General features: G+C 55.3%; 16 protein-coding genes. 6 read left to right on the top strand and 10 right to left on the bottom strand.

Annotated elements, in window-relative coordinates:
- The first annotated feature begins 171 nt into the window (after window positions 1–171).
- Genes J1784_RS03565 through J1784_RS03550 form a run of 4 tightly spaced genes read left to right on the top strand, consistent with a single transcriptional unit; the run spans window position 172 to window position 3,305 of the window.
- Entirely contained in the window at window positions 172–999 is an 828-nt protein-coding gene (locus tag J1784_RS03565) for an ABC transporter substrate-binding protein (RefSeq protein WP_217148050.1), read from the top strand.
- A gap of 23 nt (window positions 1,000–1,022) precedes the next feature.
- On the top strand, window positions 1,023–1,853 hold the full coding sequence (locus J1784_RS03560; RefSeq protein WP_238485372.1) for an amino acid ABC transporter ATP-binding protein: 831 nt from the start codon (window positions 1,023–1,025) through the stop codon (window positions 1,851–1,853).
- Window positions 1,850–2,623, top strand: coding sequence for an amino acid ABC transporter permease (locus J1784_RS03555; RefSeq protein ID WP_217148049.1), 774 nt, complete (start codon window positions 1,850–1,852; stop codon window positions 2,621–2,623). Before J1784_RS03560 ends, J1784_RS03555 begins: the two co-directional genes overlap by 4 nt.
- Entirely contained in the window at window positions 2,613–3,305 is a 693-nt protein-coding gene (locus tag J1784_RS03550) for an amino acid ABC transporter permease (protein ID WP_217148048.1), read from the top strand. Before J1784_RS03555 ends, J1784_RS03550 begins: the two co-directional genes overlap by 11 nt.
- Here the strand turns inward: J1784_RS03550 and J1784_RS03545 are convergent.
- The 4 genes from J1784_RS03545 to J1784_RS03530 are packed head-to-tail and all read right to left on the bottom strand — an operon-like array spanning window position 3,276 to window position 8,394.
- A complete protein-coding gene (locus tag J1784_RS03545) occupies window positions 3,276–4,922 on the bottom strand; it encodes a dipeptide ABC transporter ATP-binding protein (protein ID WP_217148047.1) in 1,647 nt (548 codons plus the stop codon). The two genes, J1784_RS03550 and J1784_RS03545, sit on opposite strands and share 30 nt — an antisense overlap.
- Window positions 4,919–5,758, bottom strand: a complete 840-nt coding sequence (locus J1784_RS03540) for an ABC transporter permease (RefSeq protein ID WP_217148046.1) — start codon at window positions 5,756–5,758, stop codon at window positions 4,919–4,921. Before J1784_RS03540 ends, J1784_RS03545 begins: the two co-directional genes overlap by 4 nt.
- Entirely contained in the window at window positions 5,755–6,750 is a 996-nt protein-coding gene (locus tag J1784_RS03535; RefSeq protein ID WP_217148045.1) for an ABC transporter permease, read from the bottom strand. The genes J1784_RS03540 and J1784_RS03535 overlap by 4 nt, the downstream gene beginning before the upstream one ends.
- 21 nt (window positions 6,751–6,771) lie before the next feature.
- The gene (locus J1784_RS03530; protein WP_217148044.1) at window positions 6,772–8,394 is read right to left on the bottom strand and encodes an ABC transporter substrate-binding protein; all 1,623 of its coding nucleotides are present in this window, start codon (window positions 8,392–8,394) and stop codon (window positions 6,772–6,774) included.
- Between the two features lie 313 nt (window positions 8,395–8,707).
- Here J1784_RS03530 and J1784_RS03525 point away from each other — a divergent pair, with 313 nt between their 5' ends.
- Window positions 8,708–10,009 carry an NtaA/DmoA family FMN-dependent monooxygenase gene (locus J1784_RS03525; RefSeq protein WP_217148043.1) on the top strand — a complete coding sequence of 434 codons (1,302 nt, stop codon included), beginning with the start codon at window positions 8,708–8,710 and terminating at the stop codon, window positions 10,007–10,009.
- Window positions 10,010–10,307: 298 nt separating this feature from the next.
- On the opposite strand, the gene J1784_RS03520 is transcribed toward J1784_RS03525, so the two are convergent.
- From J1784_RS03520 to J1784_RS03495, 6 genes are all read right to left on the bottom strand, one after another.
- Window positions 10,308–11,651, bottom strand: a complete 1,344-nt coding sequence (locus J1784_RS03520; protein WP_217148042.1) for an LLM class flavin-dependent oxidoreductase — start codon at window positions 11,649–11,651, stop codon at window positions 10,308–10,310.
- Window positions 11,652–11,686: 35 nt separating this feature from the next.
- Entirely contained in the window at window positions 11,687–12,247 is a 561-nt protein-coding gene (locus J1784_RS03515; protein WP_217148041.1) for a GNAT family N-acetyltransferase, read from the bottom strand.
- A gap of 9 nt (window positions 12,248–12,256) precedes the next feature.
- Complete coding sequence (locus J1784_RS03510) at window positions 12,257–13,255, bottom strand: LLM class flavin-dependent oxidoreductase (protein WP_217148040.1); 999 nt, start codon at window positions 13,253–13,255, stop codon at window positions 12,257–12,259.
- Between the two features lie 825 nt (window positions 13,256–14,080).
- On the bottom strand, window positions 14,081–14,386 hold the full coding sequence (locus J1784_RS03505) for a helix-turn-helix domain-containing protein (RefSeq protein ID WP_217148039.1): 306 nt from the start codon (window positions 14,384–14,386) through the stop codon (window positions 14,081–14,083).
- A gap of 65 nt (window positions 14,387–14,451) precedes the next feature.
- Complete coding sequence (locus J1784_RS26860) at window positions 14,452–14,535, bottom strand: ash family protein (RefSeq protein WP_415838463.1); 84 nt, start codon at window positions 14,533–14,535, stop codon at window positions 14,452–14,454.
- Between the two features lie 256 nt (window positions 14,536–14,791).
- Complete coding sequence (locus J1784_RS03495) at window positions 14,792–15,517, bottom strand: pirin family protein (protein ID WP_217148037.1); 726 nt, start codon at window positions 15,515–15,517, stop codon at window positions 14,792–14,794.
- Between the two features lie 154 nt (window positions 15,518–15,671).
- Between J1784_RS03495 and J1784_RS03490 the strand changes: the two genes are divergently transcribed.
- Window positions 15,672–16,568, top strand: a complete 897-nt coding sequence (locus J1784_RS03490; protein ID WP_217148066.1) for a LysR family transcriptional regulator — start codon at window positions 15,672–15,674, stop codon at window positions 16,566–16,568.
- Window positions 16,569–16,682 lie beyond the last annotated feature (114 nt).

Below are 16,682 nucleotides of genomic sequence, written 5' to 3'. Positions count from 1 at the left end.
TTTGCTTATGCCTAAATCAGCCATCTATATCCTTTTTTGTTAGTGGCACCGTCTTAACCCCCTGTGCAATCCTCTGACTTACAACAGAAAAACAGGTCTGTATTTGCTCTGAACACCCATTTTGAAAAATTAGGGCGCGAGCCCTCTGAAGACTATTCATAAGGAAAAACGATGGCTGTCATTAACGTTAATAAAACCAAAATTGCTGCGGGTCTGTTTCTGGCACTCAGCACAATCTCCACTTTCGCCGCGCACGCTGATCAACTGGCGGACATCAAAAAAGCCGGTGTGGTGAAGGTTGCGACTTTCGATTCCAATCCGCCATTCGGTTCTGTGGATGCCAAAACACATGACATCGTCGGGTATGACGTTGATTTTGCAAAAGCACTGGCGAAAACGCTGGGCGTGAAATTGCAGCTGGTACCGACCAATCCGGCGAACCGAATTCCGTTGTTGCAGTCCGGCAAAGCGGATCTGATCGTGGCTGATATCACCATTACGCCGGAACGCGCAAAAGTCATCGACTTCTCCGTGCCGTATTTCGTCACCGGTCAGCAGTTCCTGGTCCCGGCAAATTCGCCGGATAAACTCGATGCTTACGCCACGGCGCGTATTGGCGCGGTGAAAGGCACCACCGGCGAGCAGGAATTGCATAACCGCTTCCCGCAATCGCGCGTGCTGTCTTATGACGATATTCCGCTGGCGCTTTCTGCGCTGCGCAACGGCAATGTTCAGGCGATTACGCAGGACAGCACCATTCTGGCCGGTCTGCTGGATGGCGCGCCGGACAAAGCGAAATACAAAGTATTGCCGGAATTGCTGAGCAAAGAAGAGATTGGCGTGGGCGTCAAAAAAGGCGAAACCGGTCTGCTGAAAGTGGTTAACGACGAGCTGCTGAATCTGGAGAAAAACGGGCAGGCGGTCAGCATCTATAACGTCTGGTTCGGCCCGCAGACTAAATCTCCGCAGCCGCGTCTTTTCAAAATCGAAGCCAAATAATCTGTTTTTGCAAGGTAATGCACATGCAGCAAGACACTTTCACAACCGCAGCGACGTCTGCGGTTTTTTCACATTCATTGGCCGGTAAAACTGCGGCTGTCGAATTTCGTCAGGTCAGTAAATCCTTTGGTCCGTATGAGGTGATCCGCAGGGTTGATTTGCGTGTGGCCAGTGGCGAAGTGGTGGCAGTATGCGGGCCTTCCGGTTCGGGGAAATCGACGCTGATACGCCTTATTAATCAGCTGGAATCCGTCAGCGACGGCGAGATTCTGATCAACAACCAGCCGACAAGCAACCTCAAAGGCGCAGCATTACGCCAGCTGCGCACGCACATTGGTTTTGTGTTTCAGCAGTTCAATCTTTATGCCCATCTCAGCGCTGAGGACAATGTCAGTCTGGCGCTGATTAAAGTGCATGGCTGGAAAAAAAGTGAAGCGCGGGAAAAGGCGCGGGCATTACTGGCGCGCGTCGGTCTGGGCGATAAAGCGCAGCATTATCCCGAGCAGCTTTCCGGCGGTCAGCAGCAGCGAGTGGCGATTGCCAGAGCGCTGGTGACAGATCCGGGCATCATTTTGTTTGATGAGCCAACGTCTGCGCTGGATCCGGAAATGATCGGCGAAGTCCTGCTGGTGATGCAGGAACTGGCGAAAAGCGGCATCACCATGATTGTGGTCACGCACGAAATGAGTTTTGCCCGTGAAATCGCTGACCGGGTGATTTTCATGGATGGCGGCGAAATTCTTGAACAGGCGCAGCCGGAAGATTTCTTCCTGCGCCCGCAACATCCGCGTGCGCAGCGGTTTCTGCAAAAAGTCCTGTTTCCGCTGCATCCGCAGGCAGGAGCAGGGTTATGATCTGGCATCCCAACTGGGCTGGGGTGCTGACCGGCCAGCCTCTGCAATGGATTATCTCCGGCTTTCTCACCACGCTGTACGTCAGCATTGCGGGGGGGCTCCTTGCCACGTTACTGACCGTGCTGCTGATTGCGCTGCGCCTGAGTTCGTCACGCATTGCCCGTGGTGCGGTGGCGGCGTTTGTTTCGGTTTTCCGCAATACGCCGCTGCTGGTTCAGCTGCTGTTCTGGTATTTTGCCGCGTACGGTGCGCTGCCGCAAAGCTGGCGTTTTTACATCGGCGACAATCATCCGTGGGCGACGTTTCCGGGCAACATTGCATGGCTGACGCCGGAGTTTTTATGTGCCGCATGGGGACTCGCGCTGTTCACGGCGGCGTTTCTGGTGGAAGAAGTGCAGGCCGGGCTGAATTCCGTGCCCAAAGGCCAGACGGAAGCAGCGATTTCGCAGGGGTTTAGCCGTAAAAAGTTGTTGCTATCCATCCTTTTACCACAGGCGCTGACCAACGCATGGCAGCCGATAACCGGTCAGTATCTCAATCTTATGAAGCTTTCTTCGCTGGCGACCGGCATCGGTTTTTCGGAACTGACGTATCAGGTCAGCCAGATTGAAAGTTACAACGCCCACGCATTTGAAGGTTTTGCGATTGGCACGCTGCTGTATCTGGCACTCGGGCTGATTCTCGGTGGGCTGATGACGGCGTTTGGTCCGAAGCGACCGCAGCGCAGGCCGCAGGTGGCGCTGACGGAGGAAAAACGCGATGGAATTTGATTGGTCTGTTTTACACGATAACTTCACCTATCTGCTGTGGGGAAGACTGGCTGACGGCGAACCGGGCGGGGTATTACTCACCCTGATCATGGCGGCTTCAGCAGGGGTTTTGGCGTTGTTGCTGGGTGTCACGATGGCGGCGCTGGCGTGGCGTTTCGGTGGCTGGACGCGGAAAATCCTGTTTGTCTGGGCATCGTTTATCCGCGGCATTCCGCTAATTTTCGTGATTTTCTGGCTGTATTTCCTGCTGCCGGTGGTGTTTGGCGGCTCGATCCCCGGACCGCTGACGGTGATCCTGGCACTGGCCTGGTTTACCTCGGCGGCGGTGATGCATTCGACGCTGGCCGGGCTGGAAGCCTTGCCACGCGGGCAAACCGAAGCGGGAGTTGCTTCGGGGATGAGTTACAGCAAAGTGCTGTTATTCGTGCTGTTGCCACAGGCATGGCCAAATCTGCTGCCGTCATATCTCGGGTTGCTGATTTCGCTGGTCAAAGATACGTCGCTGGCGTTTATCGTCAACGTGCCTGAACTGACCACAGTAGCCGGGCAGGTGAATAACCGGGTACAGATTTACCCGGCGGAAATTTTCCTGCTGGTCGGGCTGATGTATTACCTGCTGTGCGCATCGCTGGCGGCGCTTGCCGGTAAAGCCTTACAGCGCCGCCGCAGTCTGCGAACATAAGGTTTGCGGACGTAAGCTCACTGACGGCAGCGCCTCGATCAACTGCCGCGTCCACGGATGGGCGGGGCGTTGGAACACATCATCGACCTGCCCGTGTTCCACCACGTTGCCGTCTTTCATCACCATCACCCGGTCGGCCAGATGGTGAACAACGCCTAAATCGTGCGAGATAAATAGCAGCGCGGTGCGGTGTTCGGCCTGCATTTTCGCCAGCAAATCCAGCACCTGTGCCTGAATCGACACATCCAGCGCACTTACCGGTTCATCGGCCACCAGCAACGCCGGATTCGGCGCAAAGGCGCGGGCAATCGCCACGCGCTGCCGCTGACCGCCGGACAGTTCGCGCGGATAACGGTGCAGAAAACTTTCGCCCAGCTGCACTTCATCCAGCAACTGACGGACGCGGTGGCGCCGTTCATCGCCAAAAATACCCGCACTGTCGAGGCTTTCGCCAATGATTCGCTCAACGTTATAACGCGGATCAAACGAACTCAGCGGATCCTGCGCAATCAGCTGAATACCACGGCGTTGCAGCCTGCGCTGCGATTCGGGAACCTGACTCCAGCGTTGACCCTGGATGTCGATAGTGCCGGATACCGGTTCGGTCAGCCCCAGAATCATCCGTGCCAGCGTGGTTTTCCCTGAGCCGGATTCGCCGACAATTCCCAGCGTTTCACCGGCAAACAGTTGCAGACTGACGTGATTCACCACGGTTTTTCCGGCGTATACCTTACTGAGATGACGGGCTTCCAGTACCGGATTTGTGATGGAAATATTGCGCGCAGGGAGCGGTTCGCCACGCTTGCCGGCAAGCTTCAGGCCACGCGTCGCCGGACTGGGCACCGCTGCCAGCAGTTGTTGTGTGTACGGATGATCCGGCGCGGTCAGCAGTTTTTCGCCACGGCCTTCTTCGACCACTTTGCCCTGATGCATCACCAGAATACGGTCGGCAAGCTGCCCGACGACCGAGAGATCGTGGCTTATCAGCAGCAGACTTTCACCGTTGTCGCGCCGCTGTTGCAGCAAGTCCAGAATCTGTTTTTGCACCGTCATATCCAGTGCGGTGGTTGGCTCATCGGCAATCAGCAAACCGGGATTTCCGGCCAGTGCGGTGGCAATCAGCACGCGCTGACGCAAACCGCCGGAAAGCTGATGGGGATAAGCGTTCAGGCGGTTTTTCGCATCGGGAAATCCGACCGATTTTAGTGAGAAAATCACCTGTTCGCTGAGTTGCTGAGGACTCCTTTTACGGCTGGCGGTTAGCGCATCGCGCAGCTGCCGTCCGATCTGCCGCAACGGATCGAGCGACACCAGCGCGTCCTGCAAAACATAGCCAATCTGACTGCCGCGAATTTTGCGCCAGCGTCGCTGGCTTGCGCCGAGCATGTCTTCGCCGCCAATCACGAAACGGTCGGCAGTAATTCGCGCTCTGGCATCCTGTAACCCGAGCAGACTGCGGGCTGTCACGGTTTTTCCTGAGCCGGACTCCCCGACAAACGCTACAGATTCCCCGCGACGCAGTTGCAGATTCAGCCCGCTGACGGCGGCTTTTTCACCGCCTGCCGACGGAAAGAAAATCGACAGGTTTTGGATATCAATAAACAGTTCGCCGCTCATGGACGTTTTCCTTCAAAAGTGGCCTGCCAGTAACGCCCGAGGGTGTTAACTGAAATCACGGTCAGGGTGATCGCCATGCCCGGCCAGACACCAATCCACCAGGCATTACGCAAATAATTACGGCCTTCGGCCAGCATCAGCCCCCATTCGGCAGTCGGCGGTTGCGGCCCCATGCCGAGAAAACTCAGCCCGGCGGTGCCGATAATCGCAGTACCCAGCCCGAGCGTCGCCAGTGCGGGAACGTGCGCAATGGCGTGCGGCAGCACATGTCGCCAGACCAGCACGTGACGTTTCAGCCCCAGCGTGCGCGCCTGTTCGACATAACCGGAAGACATGACAACAAAAGTCTGCGCCCGTACGACACGGGTGAAACGCGGCACAGATGCCACGCCCAGCGCGAAAATAAGATTGGTGGTGCCGGGGCCGGTGAAGGCAATCAGCATCAGTGCCAGCAGCAAATCCGGAAAGGCAGACACCACGTCCACCGCGCGGCTGATGAGTTCATCCAGCGGCCCTTTGAACAAGCCCGCCAGCAACCCGAGCAGACTGCCGATACTCACCGCCACTGCCATCGCCGCGAGGCTTATCAGCAGGGAATAGCGGCTGCCATAAATAATGCGCGACAGCACGTCGCGGCCCAGCTGATCTGTGCCCAGCCAGTGACTGGCGGAAGGCGCGAGCTGCGCGTTGACCGGATCGGCATTCAGCGGATCGTAATGGGTGAGCACAGCCGGGAAGACAACCGCCAGCAGAACCAGAAGCAATAATCCGGCAGCCAGCAGAACACCGGCAGATAAACGGCGCGTAATGCGCCCGCAAAGCAGAGTCTGACTCATGAATTTTCTTCTCCGGCGGAGGTTGCGTCGCGCAGACGAGGATCGATAAACAGGTACAAGATATCCACCAGCGTGCTGAGTACCACGTACACCAGCGCCGAGAAAATCGCCACGGCCAGCACCACCGGTAAATCCTTACTCAGCACGGCATCCACGGTGATTTTACCCAGACCCGGACGGCCAAATACCTGTTCGGTGATCACCGCGCCGCTGAGCAGGCCGCCAATTAGCCAGCCGGTGAGGGTGACCGCAGGCAGCGCGGCGTGGCGCAGCGCGTGGCGTAAACGTATGACGGTGTTGCCCAGACCCCAGGCGCGCAAAGTCAGAACAAAAGGTTCATCCAGCGCATCTTCCAGCCCGCGGCGCAGTACCTGCGATACCACCGCACCCTGAGCAAGGCCCAGTGAAAACGCCGGCAGCACCAGCGACGAAAAGCTGCGGTCACCGGCGACAGGAAACCAGCGCAGGGTAAAGCTAAAGATAAACAGCAGCACGATGCCGAGCCAGAAAGAGGGCGTGGACGCCAGAATCAGCTCTATGGAACCGGCAATCCGTTGCCCCCAGCGGCGGTGCGCGGTCGTAACCGCCATCAGCACGGCAAACACCAGACTGACCACCAGCGCCAGTCCGGTGAGCTTCAGCGTCGGCCACAGCTGCGACAACACCAGAGAACTGACGTCAGTATTGAGCATGTACGAACGGCCAAAATCGCCGTGCAGCACGCGCCACAGATAATGCAGATATTGCTGATACAACGGCTGATCCAGTCCCCATTCGGCGCGAATTGCCGCCTCAATCGCCGGCGTGTGTACCTGTTCGCCCATCAGCAAACTGACGATATCCCCCGGCGCGAGGTAAACGCTGATGAACGACAACGTGACTGCCGCCCACAGCACCAGCACGCCGGTGAGTATCCGCCGGGTGATCCGCCCGTGCCATGAAGGTTTGGCCTTAGGCCGACGGGGAGAAATAAATGCAGTTTCAGCCGACATGTTCTGACTCCTTACTTCTGATTAATGCTTGCTCAGCCAGACGTCATAGGCGTTTTCCGGCATCTGTTTAAACGGCCTGAAGCCGACGCCGTGAACGTATGACGCCGCTGCAATCTGGTCTTCCGGCTCATAAAGTGGGATCGCCAGCGCCTGTTGCAACACGGCAAAGTTTTGCAACTGACCGTAGAAGGTTTTGCGCTGTGTGTTATCCAGCGTCAGCGACGCGCCCTTGAGCAGCGGAATAATTTCCGGCGCATCGGTGCGGCTGTAGTTGATCGCACCACCGGCATCCACTGGCAGATAGTGGTTTTCAATATCGATACCATCGGTATCGGTATTCGAGTTAGCAATCGAACCAAACTGACCGGTTTTACGCACTTCGGTATAGGTGCCGGAATCGACGTAACGGATTTTCAAATCCACGCCGAGTCGTTGCCGTGCCTGAGCCTGAATCGCCTGCAGCAGCACGTCGCGCTGGTCACGCACGGTCGCCTGCGCCTGAATAATTTCAATACTCAGTGGCTTTCCGTCTTTGGTGCGGATGCCGTCTGCGCCCTTGGTTTTCCAGCCTGCTTCATCCAGCAGCTGGTTAGCGAGCGCCGGGTTATTGCCGTATTTACCGCTCAGGCTGGCGTCATACAACGGATCGACCGGGGAGGTAATACCCCAGACGCGTGTACGTTCGCCGCGATAAATCGACTGCAAAATCGGTGAAATATCCAGTCCCTGCAAAATCGCCTGACGGACTTTCACTTTCTGCGTCGGGCCATATTTCACATTGAGGAACAGCGAATACGGCGTGCCGGTATTGAGCGCGTGCTGGTACGAAAAGTCAGGATTGTCCTTGAACTCACCGGCATCGTTGCCGGAAACACCTTCAATCACATCCACCTGACCGGAAAGCAGCGCACCGGTGCGCACCGAGGATTCCGGCAGGAAACGGTAGGTTATGCCTTCGAGATACGCCGGGCCCTGATGTTTCGCATTTGCCGACGCCCAGCGGTAATCCGGATTGCGCACATACTCAATCTGCTGGCCTTTTTCATAGCGCTTGAGAATAAACGGGCCGGTGCCTGCGAGGTCGGTACCGCCGGATTTCAGCTGCGGCGACGTCCAGGAGGAAGGCGAAATCAGCTTCAGACCGGAAGCAAAAGACAGGAACGGGCTGTAAACGTCTTTCAGCGTAATGCTGACGGTGTACTCGCCCGGCGTTTCGACGCTGGCAATTCTTCCGGCCAGCGCGCAAATACTCGACCCTGCGCAATACGCCGGATCCTGTGCATGACGGAAGTTTTCGGCGACCGCAGCAGAATTGAATTTCTCGCCGTTGGAGAATTTCACGTCATCGCGCAGGGTAAACGTGTAGGTTTTACCGTCGTCCGACACCTTATACCCGGTCGCCAGCCACGGAATGTACGAGCCGTCCGGCTTGCGTGCTAACAGCGATTCATAGGCAACACGCAGAATAAGTTCGGCTTTTGACTGGCCATTTAACTGCGGATTGAGCGTATTGGGTTCAGTTTCCACGCCCCACGTCAGATTACCGCCTTGCTGCAGTTGTTCAGCGGCATACAGCAACTGGCCGGAAGAGAGCACTAACAGTGCCAGCACAGAAAGAGAACGAACGTAAACAGAGGATTTCATACATTTCCCGTCAGGTAATAAGCCATGAATTATTCGAATGAACTCAATAAATAACGCCGCCTTATTCCGCACGGCTGAAACGATTATTAATGTCAGGTTGCTAAATTGTAAAATCACAATATTTGCTTACCTGCATCAATAAATGACTTAGTCAATTTCTGTGGTTTAAAGAAGGCGGTGTATCCCGGCTTATCTCAATAGAGGGTAATAAAATGCTTTTTTGTTCGTGGTGTAATTAGCGGCGGTCTCTATTTTTAACGCAGGCGGTTTTTTAAACCGAAAGTTTTAACAGATGCAGATAAAGGAGACGAGCTTGACGAATACATCCCGCAGACGCTTAAAAACCCTGGTCGGGGCAGGGAGCGTGATCCACGCATCGAACGATACACGTCGCCAGACGGGTATTTCCCGCGCCATTACGCTGGCCAATATTGCAGAAAGAGAAAAAATAACCGGACTGTTTACCGCCGATTTGCTGCAGGCTGACCCGGACGGGCTTTCCGGTTCGACCGGCAGTCAGGATCCGCTGATCACTCTCGCAGCGCTGAGTCAGGTCACGTCACAAATCGGGCTGATTGCCACGGTGTCCACCACCTATCAGCATCCGTATAATCTGGCGCGGCTGATCGGTACGCTCGACCACGTCAGCGGCGGACGTGCGGGTTGGAACGCGGTAACGTCTTCGGTGGGTGAAGAAAACTTCGGTGATATTCAGCTGCCTGCGCCAGAGGTGCGCTACGCCAGAGCCACTGAGTTTATCGAAGTGATAAACGCCTTATTCGATGCCAATCAGGCAGATGCTGTGGTGCGTAATAAAAACGGTGGTGTGAATATTGATCCGCGCAAATTGCATCCGGTCAACCATCACGGGGACTTTTTCCGCGTTCAGGGCCCGCTGAACGTTCCGCCACCACCACAGCACCGGCCTGTGCAGTTTCAGGCCGGGCAATCGGAAGAAGGGCTGAAACTGGGCGCGAAATATGCGGAAGTGATCTACACCTCGCAGCCCACACTGGAAGATGCGAAGGCTTTTGTTGAACGCGTGCATCATCACGCCGATGCCTTTGGCCGCCATGAAAACCGGCCACTCATCATGAACTCGTTCCATTCGATCATCGGCGAAAGTCCTTCAGATGTGGCACGCCGGTTGTTTGAAAAACACGAACGGATTGACTATCAGCAGGGACGTCTGAAAGTGGCGGACATGCTGGGCGGCGACATTGATTTGCGCGATGCCGCACTGGATCAGCCCATCCCGCTGCGGCTGTTGCCTGACATCGAGCAAATCAACCGTCGTCGCGGTCGTGCGGAAATATTCAAGCGTTTTGCCTTACAGGGGCTGACACTGCGCGAACTGATCGTGCAGGCCCAGGAAACCGGCCACTGGTTTGTCGCCGGTACGCCCGAACAACTCGCCGACGCCATCGAAGAACGCTACCGCGCCGGTGTGCTGGACGTGATTTCCCTGCACGGGCTGGGGCAGGCAGATCAGGAAGATTTGCTGATTAACGGTTTGCTGCCGGAGCTGCGCAAACGCGGGCTGATTGATACCGAGTATGGAGGGGGGGATTTCAGGGAGAATCTTGGATTGGCATCCAAATTGCCGGGGGGGTAATGGTAATACTGTGGGTAAATTCAAGGTCGTGGGCGTCGGCCCACACCGACCAGAGACCCGGTAACGCGCGGCCCTATGGACTCCGCGCTGTCGCAGGCACGACGGACATGTTCCGGCGCATTAGTGGGTGGCGCAAAATGTCAATCCAGCGAGCGTTAGCGCGCAGTAAAAGAGCCGGAGATTCTTAAGAGGCGCGGCGACAGGCGCCTCTTAAGGCCAGTTTGGGTGGCAACCCAAGGTGTTGACCTTAAGGCCAGTTTGGGTGGCAACCCAAGGTGTTGACCTTAACAGGTTGATTTTAGACCGTCAGTGCATCGGAATGCACACCCTTAGCAGTGAACTGATTCTCCGGCTCACCCAACCCCAGATTCCCCCGCAGGGTATCACCCTCATAGTCCGTCCGGTACAAACCGCGCGCCTGCAAAATCGGGATCACGCTGTCGATGAAATCATCGAATGCCGTCGGTGTTCCGCCGCGGACGATAAAGCCGTCGGTGGCGCCGGAGGTGAACCAGTGTTCCAGACCGTCAGCGACATTTTCAGCGGTGCCGGAGAACGTCGGGCGGGGTGTGGCGGCTTCCAGTGAGGCCTGACGCAGGGTCAGTCCGTGCTCGCGGGCGTTGCGTTTGATTTCATCGGTGGTGCTGCGGAAACTGTTTTGGCCCAAATCGCCGATGTCCGGGAACGGCGCATCCGGGTCGTATTGTGCAAAATCGTGATGTTCGAAATAGCGGCCGAGATAGTCCAGCGCGCTTTCCAGCGTCACCAGCTGCGCGGTTTCCTGGTATTTACGTTCGGCATCGGCAGGCGAATCGCCGATGATCACGCTGATGCCCTGGAAGACGCGGATGTCTTCGGCGTCACGCCCGTTTTCCACCAGCTGGCGCTGAACATCGAGACGAAACGCCCGCGCCAGTTCCGGGGTTTCCTGACGGGTGTAAATGGCGTCAGCGGCTTCGGCAGCAAAGGCTTTGCCCTGTTCTGACGCGCCGGCCTGAAAGACAACCGGACGCCCCTGCGGCGAGCGGCCGACGTTCAGCGGGCCCTGTACGGAGAAGTATTTGCCGTGGTGATTGAGCGTGTGCAGTTTCTGTGGCGCAAAGAACTGGCCAGTGTTTTTGTTGCGCACAAACGCGTCTTCTTCCCACGAATCCCACAGACCTTTCACCACACTGACGTATTCGCTGGCGATGCGGTAACGCTCGTCATGTTCAGGATGTTTATCGCGGGAAAAGTTTTTCGCCGAGCCTTCGAGCGGTGAAGTCACCACGTTCCAGCCCGCACGTCCACTGCTCAGATGATCGAGGCTGGCAAACTGACGTGCGACGGTAAAAGGCTCACTGTAAGAGGTCGATAATGTGGCGACCAGTCCGATTTTTTGAGTGACCAGCGATAAGGCGGAAAGCAATGTGATCGGCTCAAAACGATTAAGAAAATGCGGTATGGATTTCTCGGTAATATAAAGTCCGTCGGCGACAAATAAGAAATCAAACTTAGCCTGTTCAGCTCGTTGCGCTAATTGCTGGCAGAACTGAATGTTAATACTGGCATCCGATACGGCATCCGGATGACGCCATGCGGACATATTCCCGGACGCGCCCTGAATAATGGCACCCAGGCGTAATTGTTTTTTCTGACTCATTATTTCATCCTTAAGATTGTATTATTCAGCCGCCGTTAAACCAGCGTGCGTAATTCAGCGATAGAGCGAACCAGCGGAGCCTGCTCTTGCGCGTCGAAAGCCTGCTGATTGAGAATTTTGCGCAGATATACCAGTTCCACTCCCAGCGGATTGGTAGCGATATGAAATGGCTCATAACCGCGCCGCTGATACAACGCAGTCAGCCACGGATGTTTCACCGCCGTCGCCAGATATACCGCCGGAGATTTCAGCGTGTCACGCAGAAACGTTTCTTCGACGTAGCTGATAATTTCTTTACCAAAACCCTGACCTTTGGCGTGTTCTGCCACCGCAAACCAGTGCACAAACGGCCACGGCGCAAGATGATTTTTCGCCGGTGTCCACAGAAAACGTGTGGTCAGGGTGGCGGTCAGAACACCGTCATTTTCCAGCACGTAAGTGGTTTCATTGCGGATAACATCCCGAACATCCTCAACACTGGCGCGGGTGATAGTGAAATGAATGTTATGTTCCAGCAGCGGTTCATAAGCCTTTTGCAACAGGCTGTGCAGCGCTGCGGCTTCTGATTCCAGAGCAAGGCGGATCACGTGGCTCACATTGCGTCCTTAAGCCAGCGCAACGCTGGTTGTGGCTAACAGTTCGAGGGAACGCAGGCGGGCGCGAGGCTGGGATACCGGCGTATCAATGATAAATTCTTCCACACCGTAACGTGCCTGCAAGGCTTCCAGCTGCTGATGAACGTCCTCACCGGTGCCGTAAATCACTTCCGACTGACGTTCTTCGATACGATGGGATTTGGCTTTTGACTGGCGAAGATAAGCTTCCACTTGTTCATGGCTGCCGACGTTGACGCTTTGTCCGTCGCTGGCGATAACGCGATATCGCTGCGTTTTATCCACCAGCCGTGCGGCCTGTTCGGTGGTATCGGCGACAATCACCGGCACAGCCAGAAGAGCGCGTTTGCCGTGGCTGTCGTGCGAATAAGCGGAAAGGGCGCTGGAAATATCACGCTCGTCGGCATTCAGGTGCGCGGCAAAGACGAAATTCCAGCCGAGACTGGCGGCAAGACGGGCGCTTTGTTCGCTGGCACCCAATAAGAAACGAGAGGCTGACTGCGGTGGCTGAGGCGTTGCAGAAAGCGCATCAGCGTCTTTGCCTCTGACGGGCACTGAAAGCCAGTCGTCGAGCTGACGCAGTTGTTCGGCAAAATCGCCCTTACGTGCGGAGTCCACCGCGTATTGCAGTGCATGAGTTGAAAGCGGTAATCCGCCCGGCGCTTTGCCGATACCGATATCCACGCGACCAGGTGCCAGTGACGCCAGCTGATTAAAGTTTTCGGCTACTTTATACGGGCTGTAATGTTGCAACATGACGCCGCCGGAACCGACCTGCAGGCGCTGCGTATGAGCGAGGATCCAGGCGATCACGATTTCCGGAGAAGAGATCGCCAGCTTGTCAGTATTATGATGTTCCGCCAGCCAGAACCGGTGATATCCCCAGTCTTCTGCTTTTCTGGCCAGTTCCAGCGTCCGCCGTAACGCCCCTGCGGCATCTTCATGCTCATCCAGCGGACTTTTTTCAAGCAAACTTAAACGGTATCCCATCGTTTTTCCCTTTAATCGCAACACATCGTTAACAGCGATTATTAAAGTCAGGGACAAACGATGTAAAACAACAATAGTTGCTATGGAGTTGCGGGAGATGGAATAGGAGGTGGGATTGGTGGCCACATGCGGGTTAAGGTCAAATTCAAATTCAAATTCAAATTCAAATTCAATTCAAATTCAAAATCAAGGTCGTGGGTTGCCACCCACACCGGCCTCAAGGGGCGCCTATCGCCGCACCCCTTAAGAATCCCGAGCTCTTTAAACTGCGCGCTGTCGCAGGCCCGACGGACATATTCTGGTGCATCAGTGAGTGGCGCAAAATGTCATCGCTGCGCGATCCCCGAATTCAGGTTTCGAGCCTATAGTCTCGAACCCTTCATTCGGTGCCATTTTTAAGCACGCCAATCCACTTTTCTAAAAGATAAATCTATTCTGCTTATGAATTTATGACAGTGCGGGCGATTCAGAAATCTTGCTGAACGGAGCGGTTTCGAGACCAAAGGCTCGAAGACCGAGATAAGGCACCGCGCAGCGGCAAGATTTCCAGCCTGTCGCAGAGATTCCTGAAACATAGCCAGCGAGCGGAGCGCGCAGTTTAAAAAAACGCAGGATTCCAAAGGGTTTCGTTTAAAACCCTTTGGGCCCGTGCGGGCGGCGAGCCCGCGACCTTGAACTTAAGGCCAGTTTTGGGGGTAACGAAAGGTGTTGTCGGTGTGGGCCAACGCCCACGACCTTGAATTTGATTTTGAATTTAAAAGGCGCTAAACGTCATCCACCGGTCCCTCAATGAAGGGCGCATTTGCTGCGCCCCGGATTAACCCGCTATTCAGGTGTCGACGCTTTCTTATATGCAGGTCGCAATGGCCTTTCAACAAATTCCATTGTGATTGCATTAAAGTAACGACTAGGCCAAATCGTGGAGGGAGGAACTCCAATTGCCTGACCGATCAACAATTCGCCTTTTGGCCACGGGCGGGACAAGGCATTAGACAAAGTGGATGAACCCAGACCTGCCGCACGTGATACCGCGGCCAGAGTGGTCCCTTTTTTGCGCAGTGCCGCAATGATGTCGGCAGGGTGCCAGTCCTGAAAAGGAAAAGATATATTGGGTGGATAGTTTGTGGTCATTTCGCAGTTTCCGTTGCAAAGCGATAAATGGCTATCACGGGAGGTGCAAATCTCTTGGAGATAGCTCAGACGGAGTTTGCACTACCGGTCACAACGGATGCCGGCCAGTCCGAAGACTGCCCCCTCTGAGCCACCATTGAGGCGTGCATATTACACGAAAGAGTAATAAGCAACAGGTGTGCAAAGGCCTCGATATATAACGTAAAGCATATATATCGACGTTGTGATATCCGGGGTGCAAATCCCGGCTACGGATTTTGCCGTAGCAATTCAACTATAGCGTAAATGACTAATGTAAACCAACCGCATAAGAGCCATCAGGAAGATTGATTTACATAGGGTTTTTATGCGTTCGGCTAAAACCAAAAAAAGCCTCCCCGGGCGGAGAGGCTGAAACCCTTGCAATCAGCGGGTCGGGTGGTTCACTTCTACCGGACGCAAATCAAACAGCAACACTTCTGCCTGATCCCCGTCGGTAAAGGTCAGTTTATCTTCCTGACGAACCCGCGCACCGTCGCCGGTTCTGAACTCAATGCCGTTCACTTTGATGCTGCCGCGTGCCACGTGAATATAGGCATAACGGTTCGGGTCAAGGTCTATCGTCGCCTGTTCTGCACCGTCAAAGAAACCGGCGTAAATCTTCATGTCCTGACGAACGGTCAGTGACCCCGCATCACCTTTTGGCGAGACAATCAGGCGGAACTGACCGCGTTTATCCGCTTGGGGGACAGACACCTGCTGGTATCCCGGTTCGGTGCCGTTTTCCGCTGGCACAATCCAGATTTGCAGGAAATGCACGCCTTCATCGCCGGAGTTGTTGAACTCACTGTGTGTCACGCCGGAGCCTGCGCTCATCAGCTGCACATCGCCGGGGACGATCACTGAGCCGGTGCCCATCGAATCTTTATGCGCCAGTGCGCCTTCCAGTACATAAGAAATGATTTCCATGTTGCTGTGCGGATGTGCGCCAAAGCCGCGGCCCGCTGCAACCTGATCATCGTTGATGACCAGCAGGTCTGAGAAACCGACCTGTTTTGGATCCCAGTAACTGGCGAAAGAGAAAGTGTGACGGGAATGCAGCCAGCCGTGGTCACCTAAGCCGCGTTGTTCAGAGAGACGTTGTTCGATCATGGTGTACTCCTCAGTGTGTCAGGGAGGAAGTGCGTTTGCGCTTCCGATGAACAGAGAATACACGTAAACTAATTTGCTCAACAATGCGGTAGGTTGACTATCACTGTCACTTTTTAGTTGACAATAAAGCGGTGTGCAAAAGAGAGAGAAAATGATGCAGATTGAAGATCTTCGTATTTTTGTCGCGGTCATAAAAGCCGGAAGTTTCACCGCTGCTGCTGAACAGCTGTTGTTGTCGAAACAGTACGTCAGCCGCCGTATGGCCGCCCTGGAAGCGGGGCTGAACGCCCGTCTGCTCAACCGCAATACCCGTAAACTCTCGGTCACCGAATCCGGCCAGCTGTTTGCCGGACACGCGCAGCGCATCCTCGACGATATTGAAGAAGCGGAGCGGGCGGTGTCGCAAAAACGCCAGGTATTGCAGGGCTCGTATCGCCTGAGTATTCCGATGTCTTTTGGGATCAGCCATCTTTCTCCGCTGATTGCTGAATTTCTCGGGCAGCATCCGGCGATTCAGTTTCAGGTGGAGCTGGTGGACCGGTATGTCGATCTGGTCGGTGAAGGGTTCGATATCGCACTGCGCATCGGCAATCTGGCGGATTCTTCGCTGGTGGCGCGCCGCCTCGGTGAACTGAAACGGGTGATTTGTTGCAGCCCGCAGTATCTGGAACGCATGGGCACACCGCATACGCCGGAAGATCTGCTGCAACATCAGTGCCTGCGTTATGGCCGTGAAGGGCAGACCGGCTGGGAGCTGGATCATAACGGTAAGCGCCGGTTATTCGAGGTGCGCGGACCGATTGTCAGCAATAACGGCGAAGTGCTGCGCGACGCGGCGGTGGCCGGACTCGGACTGGTGCTGTTACCTGAATTTATCGTCGGACCGGCGTTGCAGTACGGCGCACTGGTGCGGGTGCTGGACGATTTTCACCCCGGCGCGCTGAGCCTGCATGCGATTTATCCGCAGCACCGCCAGCGCAGTGAAGTCACCCGCGTGTTTCTGGATTTTTTACAGGAACGCCTTAAAGCGCAGCGTGTCTCCGCTCAATGAAAAAAGGGGGACCGGAAGTTACGCTGTCTCACACTTTTTTCGCCATCACACAAAAATCCAGTATTTCGTAGGTTTTGCATCGTTTATTCCTATAAAAACTGCCGTACTTTTATG

It is taken from the genome of Rahnella ecdela, assembly GCF_019049625.1.
In the GTDB taxonomy this organism is placed as follows: domain Bacteria; phylum Pseudomonadota; class Gammaproteobacteria; order Enterobacterales; family Enterobacteriaceae; genus Rahnella; species Rahnella ecdela.
The sequence above is the reverse complement of the archived record's forward strand: the minus strand, read 5'-3'. Positions and strand labels throughout refer to the sequence as shown.

Bases quoted from the DNA above. Each gene is read 5' to 3' on its own strand.
- J1784_RS03550 (WP_217148048.1), top strand. From the start codon at position 2,613: ATGGAATTTGATTGGTCTGTTTTACACGATAACTTCACCTATCTGCTG.
- J1784_RS03535 (WP_217148045.1), bottom strand. From the start codon at position 6,750: ATGTCGGCTGAAACTGCATTTATTTCTCCCCGTCGGCCTAAGGCCAAA.
- J1784_RS03505 (WP_217148039.1), bottom strand. From the start codon at position 14,386: ATGACCACAAACTATCCACCCAATATATCTTTTCCTTTTCAGGACTGG.
- J1784_RS03530 (WP_217148044.1), bottom strand. From the start codon at position 8,394: ATGAAATCCTCTGTTTACGTTCGTTCTCTTTCTGTGCTGGCACTGTTA.
- J1784_RS03555 (WP_217148049.1), top strand. From the start codon at position 1,850: ATGATCTGGCATCCCAACTGGGCTGGGGTGCTGACCGGCCAGCCTCTG.
- J1784_RS03520 (WP_217148042.1), bottom strand. From the start codon at position 11,651: ATGAGTCAGAAAAAACAATTACGCCTGGGTGCCATTATTCAGGGCGCG.
- J1784_RS03510 (WP_217148040.1), bottom strand. From the start codon at position 13,255: ATGGGATACCGTTTAAGTTTGCTTGAAAAAAGTCCGCTGGATGAGCAT.
- J1784_RS03560 (WP_238485372.1), top strand. From the start codon at position 1,023: ATGCAGCAAGACACTTTCACAACCGCAGCGACGTCTGCGGTTTTTTCA.
- J1784_RS03540 (WP_217148046.1), bottom strand. From the start codon at position 5,758: ATGAGTCAGACTCTGCTTTGCGGGCGCATTACGCGCCGTTTATCTGCC.
- J1784_RS03490 (WP_217148066.1), top strand. From the start codon at position 15,672: ATGCAGATTGAAGATCTTCGTATTTTTGTCGCGGTCATAAAAGCCGGA.
- J1784_RS03565 (WP_217148050.1), top strand. From the start codon at position 172: ATGGCTGTCATTAACGTTAATAAAACCAAAATTGCTGCGGGTCTGTTT.
- J1784_RS03545 (WP_217148047.1), bottom strand. From the start codon at position 4,922: ATGAGCGGCGAACTGTTTATTGATATCCAAAACCTGTCGATTTTCTTT.
- J1784_RS03495 (WP_217148037.1), bottom strand. From the start codon at position 15,517: ATGATCGAACAACGTCTCTCTGAACAACGCGGCTTAGGTGACCACGGC.
- J1784_RS26860 (WP_415838463.1), bottom strand. From the start codon at position 14,535: ATGCACGCCTCAATGGTGGCTCAGAGGGGGCAGTCTTCGGACTGGCCG.